Genomic DNA, 14769 nt, shown 5'->3' with positions numbered 1-14769 from the left:
TACTTTTTCTTATTATACATAACACGTGTTCAAATATTAACCGCTTCTGCCCATAAACTAATATTATAAGCAGAAAAAAACGACAAACTCCTTGCTCGAGTTTTGTCGCTTTCATTTAAAATTATAAGCTTGAGAAAAAACCTGGTGGATACTCTTCGTAATTCGGTACCTCATTATATGGTACTTCCTCCATCTCCTTGTCATATTCTAACTCAAGTTCTTCGTCCAATAAATACGTTTCGAACTTAGAAGAAAGTAAGCTTGTCATATTAGAATCACTCCTTAGTTAGAATTTTCTGATATTATCATTCTACATACTTCATTTCGCTAACACAACATATTTATGTTATATATGCAAAAAAAGTATAAAAATCATCTCATAATGAGAACTATTTATACCACTTAGTTTTAACACATGTTTCACAAATAAAATGCTTCTTAAATAATATTTGATTTTATGCATTAAAATAAAAAAGACCAGGACTTTTGTTCAAGAAAGTACCTGGTTTTAGCTACAGTATTAAATTTCAACGTAAGACATCCTAATGCTCCCTTAATTGTATTTAAAGTACGGGAAATTACTATTTTGATGTCACTCTTTTGAATAATTATATGAATCAATCTCGAACATTAATTTTAACTACAGTAGTTATTGCTTAACGGGCAAAAACAGTTCCTTAATCTCCTTCCAGTTATATACACGCTTAAATTGAGTATATTGCTCATTATATGGCTGAGAATATAGAATTCCTTCTCCTGTAAAGGATTGAAGCTGCCTAATGTTATCGTCAATTAAATAATCTGCCTTTACAACCTTTTTATCTCCACAGAAAATAAAATGGGTTGGATTTAAAAATGGAAAATACTCTAAAAGCCATTCATACTTGGCATGAAAACTTCCTGGCACGTCCATTGCAGCAGTTGCAATATAGATTTCATAATGCTCGTTTAACTCTTTCAACACAGGTACGGCATCTACATCTTCTAATTCTAAATCACGGAAAAAGTCGGGCTCATTTATCATTAAAAAAAATTCATTACTTAATTCTGGGTAAAGTGTTTCTATTTTTGAAATATCAAATTCTTCTCTCGAAATATTCTTGTTAAATCGCTCATTAAAAGCTTTCAAAGCCTTCCCTAAAAAATCTGCTAAAACTTGATCCATATCAACAGCTATGCTTTTCATATGCTCCTCCAAATTGTTTTTTCTATATCTAGTCTAAAAAAGGAAACTGTAAAAAACAATCCATACAAAATCAATTTACAGAAACTTAATGTTATTTACACCAGCTCTCTCGCCTCGTAAAAAAGCTTGCACATATGAAATTGTGCAAGCTTAAAAGAATTTAATTTGTAGCAGTATCTAGATTTGTATCCTTTGGTTTATTCCCTTTATTTTTTGTCATTAATTGAATGACAAACATGATACCAAAGACGATTAGACCTGTAATATCTGAAATTGACTCTGGGTAAATCATTGCTAAACCTGCAGCAATGACAATAATACGTTCAAACCACATTAACTTTCTGTACCAGTATCCAATAACACCAGATCCAATTGCAATCATACCTAAAATAGCTGTGATTACGACCCATAATATTTGCCATATTGTTACATCAATCATTAATAAGGCTGGTGAATATACAATCATATAAGGGATGATAAACGCTGCAATAGCAAGTTTAGCAGAGTTCACACCTGTTTTAATTGGGTCTCCACCTGAAATACCTGATGCAGCAAAGGCAGCAAGAGCAACTGGTGGCGTAATATCAGCAATAATCCCAAAGTAGAATACAAAGAAGTGAGCTGATAATAAAACTGTAATAGGCACTAAATCTTGAGATACAACACCTGGTGCTAATAATGTAATAATAGCCGGCGCCGCAATTGTTGATGTAATAACATAGTTTGCTGTTGTTGGAGCACCCATTCCTAAAATTAATGAAGCAATCATTACAAAGAATAGTGTTAGGAATATTTTCCCTCCAGCAAGATCCACTAAGCTATTCGCTAAACTTAATCCTAAACCTGTTTTTACAACTACCCCTACGATAATACCTGCACATGCTGTTGCTGCTGCTACCGCTAATGCAGTGCGTGCACCGTCTACTAGTGCATCAATAATATCTTTTATGCCTAGTCGTGTTTCTTTATTAATAGCACCGACAACAATACAAGATATAATTCCGTAAAGAGCTGCATGCATTACAGGAACGCCAACTAACATTAATACGATTATTAAAATAATCGGTAATAATAAATAAATTTTCTTAAATACTTCTTTACGATCAGGCATTTCTTCATCAGTTAGCCCACGCAACCCTAATCGTTTTGCTTCAAAATGGGTCATAATCCAAATACCCGTAAAATATAAAAGAGCTGGAATTGCCGCAGCTTTTGCAATATCCCAATATGTTATTCCTCTTCCGATAAACTCTACCATCAGGAAGGCTGCAGCACCCATAATTGGAGGCATTAACTGTCCGCCGGTAGATGCAGATGCTTCAACTGCTCCTGCAAACTCTTTCTTATAGCCAAGTTTTTTCATCATAGGAATTGTATATGAACCAGATGTTACAACATTCGCAACAGAGCTTCCTGAAATTGTACCTTGTAAGGCAGAAGAGAAGATGGCAACTTTCGCAGGACCACCAATCATCTTACCCGCAAATGCTACTGCTAAATCATTAAAGTATTGACCAACACCTGTTTTTACTAAAAATGCACCAAACAATAGGAAGACAAAAATATATGTCGCAGAAACACTAATAGGTGTACCTAGAATTCCATCTGTTGTATAAAACATTAAATTAACAATGCTCTCTAACGTTTGACCACGGTGTGCAAGAAAATCTGGGAAATACGGACCGTAGAATGCATAAACCAAAAAGAAAGCAGCAATAATTGTAATTGGCAGCCCAACTGCACGTCGAGCAGCTTCTAATACTAGTAATATCGCTACTACACCTACGTAAAAGTCGATATCTGTAATTGATCCTAAACTATTAACCAATCTTTCATAGTTTAAACTCCAATACGAACCAACAACAACAGATAGTAGAGCTAAAATATAATCATAAAAGGCAATCTTTGTTTTTGAGCCTTTTTTACGTGCTGGAAACAATAAAAAAATAACCGTTAAAGCAAATCCTAGATGGATTGTTCTTTGAATAGGTGCTGTATATTGCCCAAAAATTGCTGTATACAACTGAAACAAAGAAAAACATAATAATATTACATAAATTACCCAACGAAACGCACCAGCTAAATTCCGTGTGTTTGACTCTGTATCATATTTTTCTAAAAGCGCCTGTTGCTGTTCTGCTGATAATGTTTCAAAAAGCTCTTCTTGAGTCTTTTCATTCTGCTGCTTCACCATGATCGAATACAGCTCCTTTCCATTTTTCAATTAGCGAAACCTTTTTAATTTCAAACAAATAGGATTTACCTCTTTGAAGAAATGATTTTAAATTATATGATTGATCATCATATAAAAAATACAAATCTAGGTCTATATCTCCTACATACAATGTAAAATCTGATAACACTTTATCTTCAAATGACAATATGTATCTTCCATCCTCATACGCTAATGTTTCCCCTTTTTCAGCATATGCTGGCATTCCTATCGAAACATCTTCATATTCCATTGACACAAGCTTCAGATTATTTGCATCCGCAATTTCGTACGTTTCTAAAACATCTGTCAAATGAATTGAATGCGTATAACGGATTTGGAATACGTTTTCATCTGAGATGTTTATGTAAAACTTTTCTGGATGGTTTGTTCTTATTTCCGTAAAAGAAAAGACTTGATGTATTGGTAAAAATAAAAAAACTGCAGCCACAATGCCAAACGAAAAGACAAACGCTACTCGTTTCATGCAACCACCCCAAACATTTCCTTAAATAGGACTACTATTAAAAAGGAGCTTGAAGAAATTCCTCAAGCCCCCTTTTTTTAATGCTTGACTACTAATAGTTCAATTTTAAATTATTGTTCATCAAAGTATTTTTGAGCACCTGGGTGAACATCAATTCCAATTCCATCTAAAGCAGTTTCAGCTTTGATGAAAGAACCTTTTGCATGGCTGATTTTATCTGTGTTGCCATAAATAGCTTTTGTAATTCCATATGCAACATCTTCTGGTAAATCAGCTTTTACTGCTAGCATCGCTAAAACAGATACAGTTGGTACATCTGTTTCTAAACCATAAGTACCAGCTGGAATTGTATCAACAGCATAGTATGGATATTTTGCGATTAATGCTTCTGCTTTATCAGCAGCAACTGGAACGATTACAACATCAGTTGTAGCACCTAAAGCTTCAACAGCAGCTGTTGGATAACCAGCTGTAACGAATGCAGCGTCAATTTGACCTGTTTGTAATCCATCTGTTGACTCACCAAAGTCTAAGTTTTGAGGTTGAATATCATCCATTGTTAAACCATGAATTTCAAGTAATTGTTCAGCATTTGCGTAAGTACCAGAACCTGGTGCACCTACTGAAACTTTTTTACCTTTTAAATCTTCATAAGAAGCAATACCTGAATTTGCAGTTGTTACAAGGTGAATTGTTTCAGGGTATAAACCACCGATTGCAACTAAATCCTCTACAGCTGCACCTTCAAACATTAGTTGACCATTTTTTGCATAGTAAGCAATATCAGTTTGAACGAATGCGATTTCAGCATTTCCTTCTTTTAATGCATTTACGTTTGCAGCAGAAGCTTGTGATACTTCCGCAGTTGTTTTAATGCCTGTCTCATCTGTAATTAAATCCGCAAATGTACCACCAAGTGCATAGTATGTACCTTGCGTACCACCAGTTACTAAGCTTAAGAAATCAATGTCTGATGTTTTTTCTTCTGTAGCACCTTCTGTAGCATTTTCTTCAGATGTAGTGCCTTCAGTTTCTGTAGACTCTTCTCCGCCACATGCTGCTAATACCATAATTAGCATAAGGCATAAAGCTGTTAGAAATAAAAACTTCTTATTCTTCAAAATAACCCCTCCTGCGTAATATTTGTTACATTACAGATTAATTTTAACTATTAATATTCTTTTGTGTCAATCATTTTAATATTCTGCTAATAGAATAATAGCGAAACTAACAGAGCGAAAACGTTTACAGTAAACATATTTTAAATATATCAGAAAAATTTTTATTTTATATAATTAATTTAATCTGTTGTGGTACAAAATATTTTTCTACGATTTTGCTAATTTTTTAACTAATTAATTAAAAATTTACTAGTGTTTACAAACTAATAAGCATATTGTATTGCTAATTAATTTTGCCAATGAACGTTAAGACTTATAACCTTCCATTTACTTATCACATCGTTATGTCAGGTTTAACTATTGGTTTTTATTCTTAAATAAAAAAATAAGCTGTGTAAAAGACGAAATTTCGCCAAATACACAGCTTAATAATTTTAGTTTTTAGGTGTTATAACTCCACAAGCAATTCTTGCGCCCGAATTACCAGCTGGATCAGTAACATAATCATCTGCTTTTTCATGAACAACAATTGAACTTCCATCTTTATCAAATAGAGAGTTTTCCATGCCTTGTTCCAACGTTATATTTTTTGCAACAAATTCTACTTGAACAGTACCATCTTCTTCAGGTGTTATATTAGGTAAATCCCCAAGGTGAGGCCCCTTTGGATTATTAATTCCATGCTGTTTGTTAGTAGGATTAAAATGTTCTCCAGCTGATTCAAAGGTTGGCTTTTCACACTTCCCTACCTGATGAATATGAATTCCATGTTCCCCTTCAGGAATTTCTGTAAGACCAAGCGAAAGAAGTACACCATCTTCCCCTTCAGTCATTTCTACATGGCCAATTTCTTTTCCTTCAGTATTAATTACCTTCGCTGTAGCTTGTAATGCTTCAGGTGCATTAACTGTAATTGCTTCATCGCTGTTGAATGCACCAAATAAATTGCATCCACTTAGAACTAGCACCATTGCACTTAACAATAAACTGATTTTAATTTTCCACATATTTGGTTATCCCTCCTATTGAGGAGTATTACCATCGGGGAATATAAATATTCCTAAAATGTAGAAAGATACCATTTAACTCATTTATCTGAAATGAAGTTAATGAGTGTTCTAAATGACCGATATTAAAGGCAAAGGAGGTAAATATATGGATATAAATTCAATCATGTCTGCACAGGTTTCGCAACTTCAACAGACCTTGCAAATAAGCATTATGGATAAAGCTATGAATATTGGAGCAGCGAGTACAATTAAAATGCTAAACGATATGCCTGAACAAACTGCTGTACATCCTTACAAAGGAAACACAATTGATATATCTGTTTAAACTAAAAGAGATCTTTGATTTAAATCAAGGGTCTTTTTATTTTCTAAAAAATGAACGGATATATCATCTACTTACAACATGCCATTAAGAGAAGTTTTTACCAAAGTTCAGGTTTTGCTACCATAAACCACAACATAACCAATAACAAAAAAATATACAGCCAAGTGGATTTTCTCAATTTTATTATAAAAATCTCTTTATTAAAGTCAGTTGTCCCAAAAGTATGTATTGTAGGTTTAAATGCCCGCGCTAAAAAGATAATAGATCCAAGCATTACTAATATAGTTAACACAACCCATGAAGTTGTCCACGTCCAACCACTGAGAATAATCAAAATGATACCTGAAATAACTAGAACATGACCCGCATGTTTAATAATGGTAATAATAGACTGAAACAATTGTACAAATCCCCATAGCTGCGACTCTTCTAAGCTATCCATTTTCTTCAAAATAAGCAATAGTGCAAATAACGGACCAATTGATATTATCGCGCTTAATATATGTGTATATAAAAAGAAAGTGTATACCATTCTAATTTCACGTCCAATCATTGCAGATACCACAAGTATACCATCATGAAAACGCTTAAATTTTGAGGAAACAATGACACTTTATTTGTTTTGGGAATATTTTATTGCCTTTTTAACAATACTTGCATATTCTATAAATTAAATATTTGTTATTTGTTAATCACATGTTATTTGTTTGTAAAACACCCCAAATAAACTAAGAATCATTATATGATTAAGAGGAAGCATACGAAATGCTTACATCATTATACTTAGGAGTGATTATTATAGGAATTCATAAGTTTTTCACAAGCCTAAATGATTTAGAACGTATTTTCCGTGCCCCAGGACGCTTCAAATTTGAGGAACATAATGTTGCAGCCCATTCATGGAAAGTGTCTCAATATGCGATGTTTTTCGGTACACTTGAAGAAATGCACGGAGCTAAAGTAGATTGGAAATCATTATATGAAAAAACAATCAATCATGACTTTGCTGAGGTATTTATCGGAGACATTAAAACACCTGTAAAACATGCGAGTGTCGAATTAAAACAAATGCTTGCTCATGTTGAAGAAAAAATGATGGAAAAATTTATACGCGAAGAAATACCCCCCGACTTCCAGGATGTTTTTTTCAATCGAATGAAAGAAGGAAAAGATGCTACAATTGAAGGTCGTCTTCTTGAATTTGCGGATAAATTAGATCAATTTTATGAGTCTTTTGCAGAGTTAAAACGTGGCAATACAGATAAAGAATTTGTAATTATGTATCAACAAGCTTTACAAAAGCTGCTGCAAATGCCCCTTGAAGTAAGCGTCAAATATTTTCGTGATGAAATTTTGATTGACGTCATGCGCGAAGAAACGCAAATTAACATTGCCGCATTAACAAATGAAATCTTAAATAAAATAGATTAGCCGCAAAAGTTTTCCTATTGAAGGAAGGCTTTTTATTTTGGTATAAAGACTGAGCATTTTTTGAAAACTATACTATTATTTAAAAAAATGCTTTGTAACCATATATTATATTGCCAAAAACCGTATTAATTATTTGACTTTTTCTTTAAAAGATACTTACTTGCACTGTTATCCATAATCGTTTAATATAACATTAAAGCTGCGTTGTTCGTACAAATATTAAGTTTTAACCTTTGAACTGTAAAAGGGAGTTTTAATCGAATAGGGAATGGCGGGCGTCACACTCCGGTGAATGACGATATACAGGAACTATTCTGCGAGCACCCACCTGGTGGAGTCGTGGTTTTAAAACTTTCTATTAATAATTACGGCAAGGCGGCTTTGCCATACATAATGTATAGCAAGGCTTTAGCCATTCCCTCTTCAACCTTGAAGAGGGAATTTTTTTTGGTTTTACTATTTTCGGAAAATTAGTAAAAACTTACACCCCACTCCCCCCTTTTATCCTCACAACTATGATAAAGAAAGTAAAATATCTTCCATTAAATTACTAATTATTTTATAAAATTTTTCCATCCTTATGAAATCCTTATAATTACTTTTTACCATAGATTCATCGAAAGGATGATGACTACTATGAAAGATATTATTTTAAAAACAAATTGTCTTTGTAAGAGTTTTAAGGGGCAAAAAATTGTAGACAATCTATCGTTGGAGATTCCTCGGAATTCCGTTTATGGATTATTAGGTCCAAATGGTGCAGGGAAATCAACAACTTTAAAAATGATTACGGGCATGTTACGCCCAAGTGCAGGAGAAATATATTTTAACGGTAAGGAATGGACTCGAGATAATTTAAAGGACATTGGCGTATTAATTGAAACACCGCCACTATATGACAATTTATCAGCAAGAGAAAATCTTAAGGTGCGAACAATTGCCCTTGGACTGCCACAAAAGCGGATAGATGAAGTATTAGAGATTGTCGATTTGACTAATACCGGAAAAAAACGGGCTGGGCAATTTTCTCTCGGAATGAAACAACGCTTAGGAATAGCTATAGCCTTATTAAACAATCCAAAGCTTTTAATTCTTGATGAACCAACAAATGGTCTAGACCCAATTGGCATTCAAGAGCTCCGAGGACTCATTCGATCTTTTCCAAAACACGGTATTACAGTTATTTTGTCAAGCCACATATTATCTGAAGTTGAGCAGGTGGTTGATGAAATCGGCATCATAGCTGGAGGAAAATTAGGTTATCAAGGGATTGCTCCACGTGGACAGGAATTAGAGTCACTATTTATGCAGGTTGTGTCTGCTAATAGAAAGGTAGGCATATAACATGATTTCTATCATCAAAGCTGAAAGATTAAAATGGAAGAAAACATTTATTCCAAAATTACTTTGGCTTGCACCCATAGTGACACTGCTTATGAGTGCCGGTTTAATGGGAGGAAGTTTTTTTCAAACAGGTGCTTATAATTGGTGGTATGTACTACTTCTACCTGGCACCCTTACATTATGTTGTGCATTGGTAATAGAGAAAGATGCTAAATTGAAATATCATAGCGTTCTCGCATTACCACTTGACCTAAAAAAGATTTGGTTTGGTAAAATTCTTGCATGTAGTGCTTGGCTTTTACTAATAACAATTATTTTTTTGGTGGGAATTACTGCAGGAGGATGGATTTTTGGGAATAGCTTATCAATCTCCAAAAGTCTAGTAGGAAGTTTGATCATTTTCTTAACTTTTTTATGGCAAATCCCTCTTTGTTTATTCCTTGCAGCTAAATTGGGAACCTATATGGCTATCTTAATCAATATTGTTGCCAATGTAGTTGGGATTGTAGTGTTTGCCGATAGCGAGTTTTGGTATAGTTACCCCTTTGCTATTTCTGCACGTTTAATGTGTCCTACACTTGGAATTTTACCAAATGGCCTCCCTGTTCCAGAGGGGAGTACTTTATCAAGCTCAGGAGTTATACTACCGGGATTACTAATAAGTTTAGCATTGTTTGCTATAGTTAGCCTCCTTACTGCACGTTGGTTCCAGAAAGTGGAGGCGAAATAACACATGGTATTAATACGATTGCTTAAATCTGAATTTTTAAAAACGAAAAGAACACCATTTTTAATTATTCATTTTCTTGTGCCAATCATTGTATCGATGCTATTCTTAGCATACTATTCATATTCACCGTGGAATTATAGTGACAAAGTTATAGCCTATTTGCAGGCACTTACTTGCGGATATCCTATAATAATCGGATTAGTTTGTGCGATGGTGTCAGAACAAGAGGCTGGCGCAGGACATTTTCAGGAAATGCTCACTTCTACTAAAATTAAAATATTGGGGTTCGTTAGCAAACTCCTACTTTTATTAATGTTTAGTTTCGGAGCAATTTTTATGTCCATTGGGATTTTTGGCATTGGTTTTATTGGGATATTACATGAAAATTTCTTTGATTTTCGATTCTATGTAATAGCAGCTTGCATTTTATTTATTAGTCATGTATTTATATATGTTTTACATTTTGTGGTTAGTCTTCATTTTGGCAAAGGTGCTTCAATTGGCCTTGGTATTGTTGAATCGCTTTTAGTCGCTTTACTACTTACAGGACTAGGTGATGGAATATGGTCGTTTATCCCCTATGGATGGGGAGGTCATTTTGTTTCATTATGGTCACTACATTGGTCAGGCGCTGAGCCATCTATATTAGAAACTGGACTTAAAACTGGTATCATTGCTTGTGTTTGTGGAACATTAATTGCATTTACACTGTCGTGTATATGGTTTTGGAAATGGGAAGGCAGAAAATCTGTTAGTTAAATAGAGTAAGAGATTGAAAAGGGATGAAGTATGGCAAAGATATTAGCGGTAGATGACGAAACAGATATTTTAATGTTGGTAAAAAACGCATTATTAGAAGAAAATCATCTAGTAACAATTATTTCGGATGTAACAGAAGTATATAAAATGGATCTTGGTGCTTTTGATTTAATTTTATTAGATGTAATGATGCCAGATATAGATGGTTTTACTTTATGTGGCCAAATCCGCCATGCTGTTGATTGTCCTATCCTGTTTTTAACAGCTAAATCAATGGAGGAAGATTTAATGTACGGTCTTGGCATCGGTGCAGATGATTATATTACGAAACCTTTTGGCATCGGTGAGCTGCGTGCAAGAGTCAATGCTCACTTAAGACGGGAAAATAGAGAAAAACGCCGTATTCTGTATGCGGATAAAATTCATTTTAATCTCGCTGGCAAAGAGTTATTTGTTAATGGCGAAAAAGTTATTTTAACAAAAAGCGAATATGAAATATGCGAATTTCTAGCACGTAATAGAGGACAAGTTTTCTCCAAGGAGAAAATTTACGAAACGATTTTTGGATATGACGGGAAAAGCGACAGCACTGCAATTACGGAGCATATTAAAAATATTCGCTCAAAGCTACATACCTTTGACGTTGATGTAATTGAAACAGTTTGGGGGATTGGATATAAATGGAGACGTTAACACCGAGGAAAGGAACACGTCTTCACATGTTTTTTCTCCGATATCTTCTTTTCTTATGTTTTGGAACTATTCTTTTAGTAGCACTACTGCTCAGTCTATTTCTATTCGCTTTTTCTACTAATATTATTTTGCCAGCGAATTATGCGGAAAACCAAATTTCATTATCTAAAAATCTTATTGCTTCAAACGGTTCTGTCACACCAGATATTATTCCAGAGCTCGTTGACTACGCTGTTTTCTCAAAACAAGGAGAATTTTTATCAGGCAATCTGACAAGAAAGGAAGCCTTACATGCTTGGGAATTGATGCAAAATGGAGAAAAACGAGATAACACTCAATATTATTCGTATATAGAACGTGAAAACGAGATTTGTATATTAAGATACCGATTAGTGCCCGAATATCATTCGGCTGCTTTAAGAAAGTACCTGCCAAATCCACAATTATTTGCCTTCCTATTATTTATTGTAGGAATTGTGGTTCTAGTGACGGTTCTTTCAGTTCATTTTGGAAGAAAGCTGAAGAAAAAAATGATGGGTTTACAAGAAGCGATTGAAAAAATACAAAATCAAAATTTAGATTTTACTATTAAGCCATCGGGAATTCGTGAAATAGATGACATCTCTGTTTCATTTGAGCAGATGAAAGATGCATTATATACTTCATTGAAACAACAGTGGGAGTTAGAACAGACACGTAGAGAACAAATTTCCGCCCTAGCCCATGATCTTAAAACACCCATTACAATTATTCGAGGAAATGCTGAACTTTTAAAGAGCACTGTGCTAAACGATAGACAAAGGCAATATAATGACTATATTTTGAAAAATACAATTGAGATAGAAAAATTCACAAAAGAACTGATTGATTTATCGAAAATGGAGAAAAATGTTGTTCGTGAAAAAGGCAGTGTTAAAACGGATGCCTTTTTAAATGAATTAGAGAAGCAGATGAGGGCTCTTTCTCTAGAAAAAAGGCTTTATGTTGATGTACAAAAGGTGTCGCTTCCAGAGTCGATCTTTATTGATAAAGAGCTTTTTTATCGAGCGATTTTAAACATTATTGTAAACGCCGTAGAGCATACCCCAAACAATGGAAAGGTTAAATTAATTGCCCAAGGTTCGGCTGAATCGATACATTTTACCGTATCTGATAGCGGCTGTGGATTTTCCTCAAAAGATTTAAAAAAAGCTACAAAGCAGTTTTATCGAGGTGATTCGAGCAGAAGCTCAGGCAATCACCATGGTATGGGACTCTATATTGCACAATCAATTGTCCAGGACCATAATGGGACGTTGCTAATTGATAATGATATATTATCTGGTGGAGGAAAAGTGACCATAACGATTCCAATAAATAAGCATACAAATTAAGGTTTAAAAAATGATCTAGACCAAAGCTGCACTTAGTATCCAGAGCTTCTCTTTTTTAAAATAGCTTGGGTTAATTATGCATTGTAGAATCCAATAGCTTCGGAACTATTATAAAAAGCTTTGATACGATTACTAAACTAAAAAAGGGTGACCCAAAGCTAATAATTTCGGGCACCCTTTTTGAAGATTAACTTAGAATAAAAAATAATTAGAAAATCGAACCTAATAAAGTCACCGCACCATATTATCTCAAAGGGATATATTCCTTTATGTATAAATTGTATAACTGGATAAACTTATCTTACAATGGATCTTATTTTCTTCTCCCCCAAAAATTCACCTTAGGAATATCCACCTCTCGATTACAAGATTAACCAAACTTTCCCTTCATTCTGAAGGCACTAAAAAACGTGTAGCAAGCAATTGCTACACGTTTTTTTATGACCCGTACGGGATTCGAACCCGTGTTACCGCCGTGAAAGGGCGGTGTCTTAACCACTTGACCAACGGGCCGTGGCTCCGAAGGTAGGACTCGAACCTACGACCGATCGGTTAACAGCCGATTGCTCTACCACTGAGCTACTTCGGAATATTGTTATGGTGGGCCTAAATGGACTTGAACCATCGACCTCACGCTTATCAGGCGTGCGCTCTAACCAGCTGAGCTATAGGCCCCTAATGGAGCGGGTGATGAGAATCGAACTCACGACATCAGCTTGGAAGGCTGAGGTTTTACCATTAAACTACACCCGCAAAAATGGTGGGTCGAGACGGAATCGAACCGCCGACACTTTGAGCTTCAGTCAAATGCTCTACCAACTGAGCTATCGACCCATCATTTTAAATGGCGGTCCCGACCGGGATCGAACCGGCGATCTCCTGCGTGACAGGCAGGCATGTTAACCGCTACACCACGGGACCTTTATTACTTAATTTAAATGGCGGAGGCAGTAGGATTTGAACCCACGCGCGGTTTAACCCGCCTGTCGGTTTTCAAGACCGATCCCTTCAGCCAGACTTGGGTATGCCTCCGTTATAATAGATGGTGGCGGCAGAGGGGATCGAACCCCCGACCTTACGGGTATGAACCGTACGCTCTAGCCAGCTGAGCTACGCCGCCATAAATAAAATTTTGGTGGAGCCTAGCGGGATCGAACCGCTGACCTCCTGCGTGCAAGGCAGGCGCTCTCCCAGCTGAGCTAAGGCCCCATAATTATATTATTAAAAAATCAACTTTATTCTATGGTCGGGAAGACAGGATTCGAACCTGCGACCCCTTGGTCCCAAACCAAGTGCTCTACCAAGCTGAGCTACTTCCCGTATCTTTTGGCGCGCCTGGCAGGAGTCGAACCCACAACCTTCTGATCCGTAGTCAGACGCTCTATCCAATTGAGCTACAGGCGCTACATCTTGATAGTAAATTAAAATGGTGCCGAGGACCGGAATCGAACCGGTACGGTAGTCACCTACCGCAGGATTTTAAGTCCTGTGCGTCTGCCAGTTCCGCCACCCCGGCATCTTTTGGAGCGGAAGACGGGGTTCGAACCCGCGACCCCCACCTTGGCAAGGTGGTGTTCTACCACTGAACTACTTCCGCAAAAGCATGCTCCAAATTTTTCTAGCAATTTATTATAAAACTGGTGAGCCATGAAGGACTTGAACCTTCGACCCTCTGATTAAAAGTCAGATGCTCTACCACTGAGCTAATGGCTCTTAGAATGGTGGAGGGGGACGGATTCGAACCGCCGAACCCGAAGGAGCGGATTTACAGTCCGCCGCGTTTAGCCACTTCGCTACCCCTCCAAGTAATGATGCCGGCGATAGGAGTCGAACCCACGACCTACTGATTACAAGTCAGTTGCTCTACCAACTGAGCTACACCGGCATATATGGTGGAGGATGACGGGCTCGAACCGCCGACCCCCTGCTTGTAAGGCAGGTGCTCTCCCAGCTGAGCTAATCCTCCACATAAAACAAGCGAAGCGACGTCCTACTCTCACAGGGGGAAGCCCCCAACTACCATCGGCGCTAAAGAGCTTAACTTCCGTGTTCGGTATGGGAACGGGTGTGACCTCTTTGCCATCATCACTTCACTTGC

At 36.2% G+C, this 14769-nt stretch carries 14 protein-coding genes, 17 tRNA genes, 1 rRNA gene and 1 other RNA gene; 8 read left to right on the top strand and 25 right to left on the bottom strand.

What is annotated here, in order from left to right:
• Window positions 1-121: 121 nt before the first annotated feature.
• From EKG35_RS21030 to EKG35_RS14915, 6 genes are all read right to left on the bottom strand, one after another.
• Complete coding sequence (locus EKG35_RS21030; RefSeq protein ID WP_185807777.1) at window positions 122-268, bottom strand: hypothetical protein; 147 nt, start codon at window positions 266-268, stop codon at window positions 122-124.
• A gap of 381 nt (window positions 269-649) precedes the next feature.
• Window positions 650-1186: a 5' nucleotidase, NT5C type gene (locus EKG35_RS14935; RefSeq protein ID WP_126295335.1), complete on the bottom strand. Its 537-nt coding sequence runs from the start codon at window positions 1184-1186 to the stop codon at window positions 650-652.
• A gap of 160 nt (window positions 1187-1346) precedes the next feature.
• On the bottom strand, window positions 1347-3380 hold the full coding sequence (locus tag EKG35_RS14930; protein WP_126295334.1) for a TRAP transporter permease: 2034 nt from the start codon (window positions 3378-3380) through the stop codon (window positions 1347-1349).
• Window positions 3361-3885, bottom strand: coding sequence for a DUF1850 domain-containing protein (locus EKG35_RS14925; RefSeq protein ID WP_126295333.1), 525 nt, complete (start codon window positions 3883-3885; stop codon window positions 3361-3363). The genes EKG35_RS14930 and EKG35_RS14925 overlap by 20 nt, the downstream gene beginning before the upstream one ends.
• 110 nt (window positions 3886-3995) lie before the next feature.
• A complete protein-coding gene (locus EKG35_RS14920; protein ID WP_126295332.1) occupies window positions 3996-5006 on the bottom strand; it encodes a TAXI family TRAP transporter solute-binding subunit in 1011 nt (336 codons plus the stop codon).
• Window positions 5007-5440: 434 nt separating this feature from the next.
• Complete coding sequence (locus tag EKG35_RS14915) at window positions 5441-6013, bottom strand: superoxide dismutase family protein (RefSeq protein WP_126295331.1); 573 nt, start codon at window positions 6011-6013, stop codon at window positions 5441-5443.
• A 148-nt stretch (window positions 6014-6161) separates the two neighbouring features.
• On the opposite strand from EKG35_RS14915, the gene EKG35_RS14910 reads away from it, so the two are divergent.
• Window positions 6162-6341 carry a YjfB family protein gene (locus EKG35_RS14910; protein ID WP_126295330.1) on the top strand — a complete coding sequence of 60 codons (180 nt, stop codon included), beginning with the start codon at window positions 6162-6164 and terminating at the stop codon, window positions 6339-6341.
• A 97-nt stretch (window positions 6342-6438) separates the two neighbouring features.
• On the opposite strand, the gene EKG35_RS14905 is transcribed toward EKG35_RS14910, so the two are convergent.
• Window positions 6439-6894: a hypothetical protein gene (locus EKG35_RS14905; protein WP_246020407.1), complete on the bottom strand. Its 456-nt coding sequence runs from the start codon at window positions 6892-6894 to the stop codon at window positions 6439-6441.
• 212 nt (window positions 6895-7106) lie between these two features.
• Between EKG35_RS14905 and EKG35_RS14900 the strand changes: the two genes are divergently transcribed.
• The 7 genes from EKG35_RS14900 to EKG35_RS14870 all read left to right on the top strand — a co-directional run bounded on the left by EKG35_RS14900 (window position 7107) and on the right by EKG35_RS14870 (window position 12671).
• Window positions 7107-7772 (top strand): YfbR-like 5'-deoxynucleotidase, encoded by a 666-nt coding sequence (locus EKG35_RS14900; RefSeq protein WP_246020406.1) that lies wholly within the window; start codon window positions 7107-7109, stop codon window positions 7770-7772.
• Window positions 7773-7965: 193 nt separating this feature from the next.
• Window positions 7966-8158, top strand: a non-coding RNA gene (gene ssrS, locus EKG35_RS14895) — 6S RNA.
• Between the two features lie 250 nt (window positions 8159-8408).
• Window positions 8409-9116, top strand: a complete 708-nt coding sequence (locus EKG35_RS14890) for a lantibiotic protection ABC transporter ATP-binding protein (RefSeq protein ID WP_126295329.1) — start codon at window positions 8409-8411, stop codon at window positions 9114-9116.
• A 1-nt stretch (window position 9117) separates the two neighbouring features.
• Window positions 9118-9846: a lantibiotic immunity ABC transporter MutE/EpiE family permease subunit gene (locus EKG35_RS14885; protein WP_126295328.1), complete on the top strand. Its 729-nt coding sequence runs from the start codon at window positions 9118-9120 to the stop codon at window positions 9844-9846.
• A 3-nt stretch (window positions 9847-9849) separates the two neighbouring features.
• Window positions 9850-10605 carry a lantibiotic immunity ABC transporter MutG family permease subunit gene (locus EKG35_RS14880; RefSeq protein ID WP_126295327.1) on the top strand — a complete coding sequence of 252 codons (756 nt, stop codon included), beginning with the start codon at window positions 9850-9852 and terminating at the stop codon, window positions 10603-10605.
• A 30-nt stretch (window positions 10606-10635) separates the two neighbouring features.
• The gene (locus EKG35_RS14875; RefSeq protein WP_126295326.1) at window positions 10636-11298 is read left to right on the top strand and encodes a response regulator transcription factor; all 663 of its coding nucleotides are present in this window, start codon (window positions 10636-10638) and stop codon (window positions 11296-11298) included.
• The gene (locus EKG35_RS14870) at window positions 11286-12671 is read left to right on the top strand and encodes a sensor histidine kinase (RefSeq protein ID WP_126295325.1); all 1386 of its coding nucleotides are present in this window, start codon (window positions 11286-11288) and stop codon (window positions 12669-12671) included. The genes EKG35_RS14875 and EKG35_RS14870 overlap by 13 nt, the downstream gene beginning before the upstream one ends.
• Before the next feature lie 441 nt (window positions 12672-13112).
• Here EKG35_RS14870 and EKG35_RS14865 read toward each other — a convergent pair.
• The 18 genes from EKG35_RS14865 to rrf form a co-directional block, all read right to left on the bottom strand.
• A tRNA-Glu gene (locus EKG35_RS14865) sits at window positions 13113-13184 on the bottom strand.
• 1 nt (window position 13185) lies between these two features.
• Window positions 13186-13260: transfer RNA gene (locus EKG35_RS14860), tRNA-Asn, on the bottom strand.
• 9 nt (window positions 13261-13269) lie between these two features.
• Window positions 13270-13346, bottom strand: a tRNA-Ile gene (locus EKG35_RS14855).
• 4 nt (window positions 13347-13350) lie between these two features.
• Window positions 13351-13424: transfer RNA gene (locus EKG35_RS14850), tRNA-Gly, on the bottom strand.
• A gap of 5 nt (window positions 13425-13429) precedes the next feature.
• Window positions 13430-13505, bottom strand: a tRNA-Phe gene (locus tag EKG35_RS14845).
• 11 nt (window positions 13506-13516) lie between these two features.
• Window positions 13517-13592 (bottom strand) — tRNA-Asp (locus EKG35_RS14840).
• Window positions 13593-13610: 18 nt separating this feature from the next.
• Window positions 13611-13703, bottom strand: a tRNA-Ser gene (locus EKG35_RS14835).
• Window positions 13704-13714: 11 nt separating this feature from the next.
• A tRNA-Met gene (locus EKG35_RS14830) sits at window positions 13715-13791 on the bottom strand.
• A gap of 13 nt (window positions 13792-13804) precedes the next feature.
• Window positions 13805-13880 (bottom strand) — tRNA-Ala (locus tag EKG35_RS14825).
• Between the two features lie 34 nt (window positions 13881-13914).
• Window positions 13915-13991 (bottom strand) — tRNA-Pro (locus tag EKG35_RS14820).
• Window positions 13992-13998: 7 nt separating this feature from the next.
• Window positions 13999-14075, bottom strand: a tRNA-Arg gene (locus EKG35_RS14815).
• 23 nt (window positions 14076-14098) lie between these two features.
• A tRNA-Leu gene (locus EKG35_RS14810) sits at window positions 14099-14187 on the bottom strand.
• A gap of 6 nt (window positions 14188-14193) precedes the next feature.
• Window positions 14194-14268 (bottom strand) — tRNA-Gly (locus EKG35_RS14805).
• A gap of 41 nt (window positions 14269-14309) precedes the next feature.
• Window positions 14310-14384, bottom strand: a tRNA-Lys gene (locus EKG35_RS14800).
• 6 nt (window positions 14385-14390) lie between these two features.
• Window positions 14391-14474, bottom strand: a tRNA-Tyr gene (locus tag EKG35_RS14795).
• A 9-nt stretch (window positions 14475-14483) separates the two neighbouring features.
• A tRNA-Thr gene (locus EKG35_RS14790) sits at window positions 14484-14556 on the bottom strand.
• Between the two features lie 5 nt (window positions 14557-14561).
• Window positions 14562-14637, bottom strand: a tRNA-Val gene (locus tag EKG35_RS14785).
• Window positions 14638-14648: 11 nt separating this feature from the next.
• Window positions 14649-14764: ribosomal RNA gene (gene rrf, locus EKG35_RS14780) — 5S ribosomal RNA — on the bottom strand.
• Window positions 14765-14769: the final 5 nt, after the last annotated feature.

Origin of the sequence: Lysinibacillus telephonicus, from assembly GCF_003966145.1 — a bacterium.
Classification (GTDB): Bacteria; Bacillota; Bacilli; order Bacillales_A; family Planococcaceae; genus Ureibacillus; species Ureibacillus telephonicus.
Note: the sequence above shows the minus strand (reverse complement) of the source record. Positions and strands in the feature narration are given on the sequence as shown.

Bases quoted from the DNA above. Each gene is read 5' to 3' on its own strand.
- EKG35_RS14935 (WP_126295335.1), bottom strand. From the start codon at position 1,186: ATGAAAAGCATAGCTGTTGATATGGATCAAGTTTTAGCAGATTTTTTA.
- EKG35_RS14910 (WP_126295330.1), top strand. From the start codon at position 6,162: ATGGATATAAATTCAATCATGTCTGCACAGGTTTCGCAACTTCAACAG.
- EKG35_RS14890 (WP_126295329.1), top strand. From the start codon at position 8,409: ATGAAAGATATTATTTTAAAAACAAATTGTCTTTGTAAGAGTTTTAAG.
- EKG35_RS14875 (WP_126295326.1), top strand. From the start codon at position 10,636: ATGGCAAAGATATTAGCGGTAGATGACGAAACAGATATTTTAATGTTG.
- EKG35_RS14880 (WP_126295327.1), top strand. From the start codon at position 9,850: ATGGTATTAATACGATTGCTTAAATCTGAATTTTTAAAAACGAAAAGA.
- EKG35_RS14870 (WP_126295325.1), top strand. From the start codon at position 11,286: ATGGAGACGTTAACACCGAGGAAAGGAACACGTCTTCACATGTTTTTT.
- EKG35_RS14915 (WP_126295331.1), bottom strand. From the start codon at position 6,013: ATGTGGAAAATTAAAATCAGTTTATTGTTAAGTGCAATGGTGCTAGTT.
- EKG35_RS14905 (WP_246020407.1), bottom strand. From the start codon at position 6,894: ATGATTGGACGTGAAATTAGAATGGTATACACTTTCTTTTTATATACA.
- EKG35_RS14885 (WP_126295328.1), top strand. From the start codon at position 9,118: ATGATTTCTATCATCAAAGCTGAAAGATTAAAATGGAAGAAAACATTT.
- EKG35_RS14930 (WP_126295334.1), bottom strand. From the start codon at position 3,380: ATGGTGAAGCAGCAGAATGAAAAGACTCAAGAAGAGCTTTTTGAAACA.
- EKG35_RS21030 (WP_185807777.1), bottom strand. From the start codon at position 268: ATGACAAGCTTACTTTCTTCTAAGTTCGAAACGTATTTATTGGACGAA.
- EKG35_RS14925 (WP_126295333.1), bottom strand. From the start codon at position 3,885: ATGAAACGAGTAGCGTTTGTCTTTTCGTTTGGCATTGTGGCTGCAGTT.
- EKG35_RS14900 (WP_246020406.1), top strand. From the start codon at position 7,107: ATGCTTACATCATTATACTTAGGAGTGATTATTATAGGAATTCATAAG.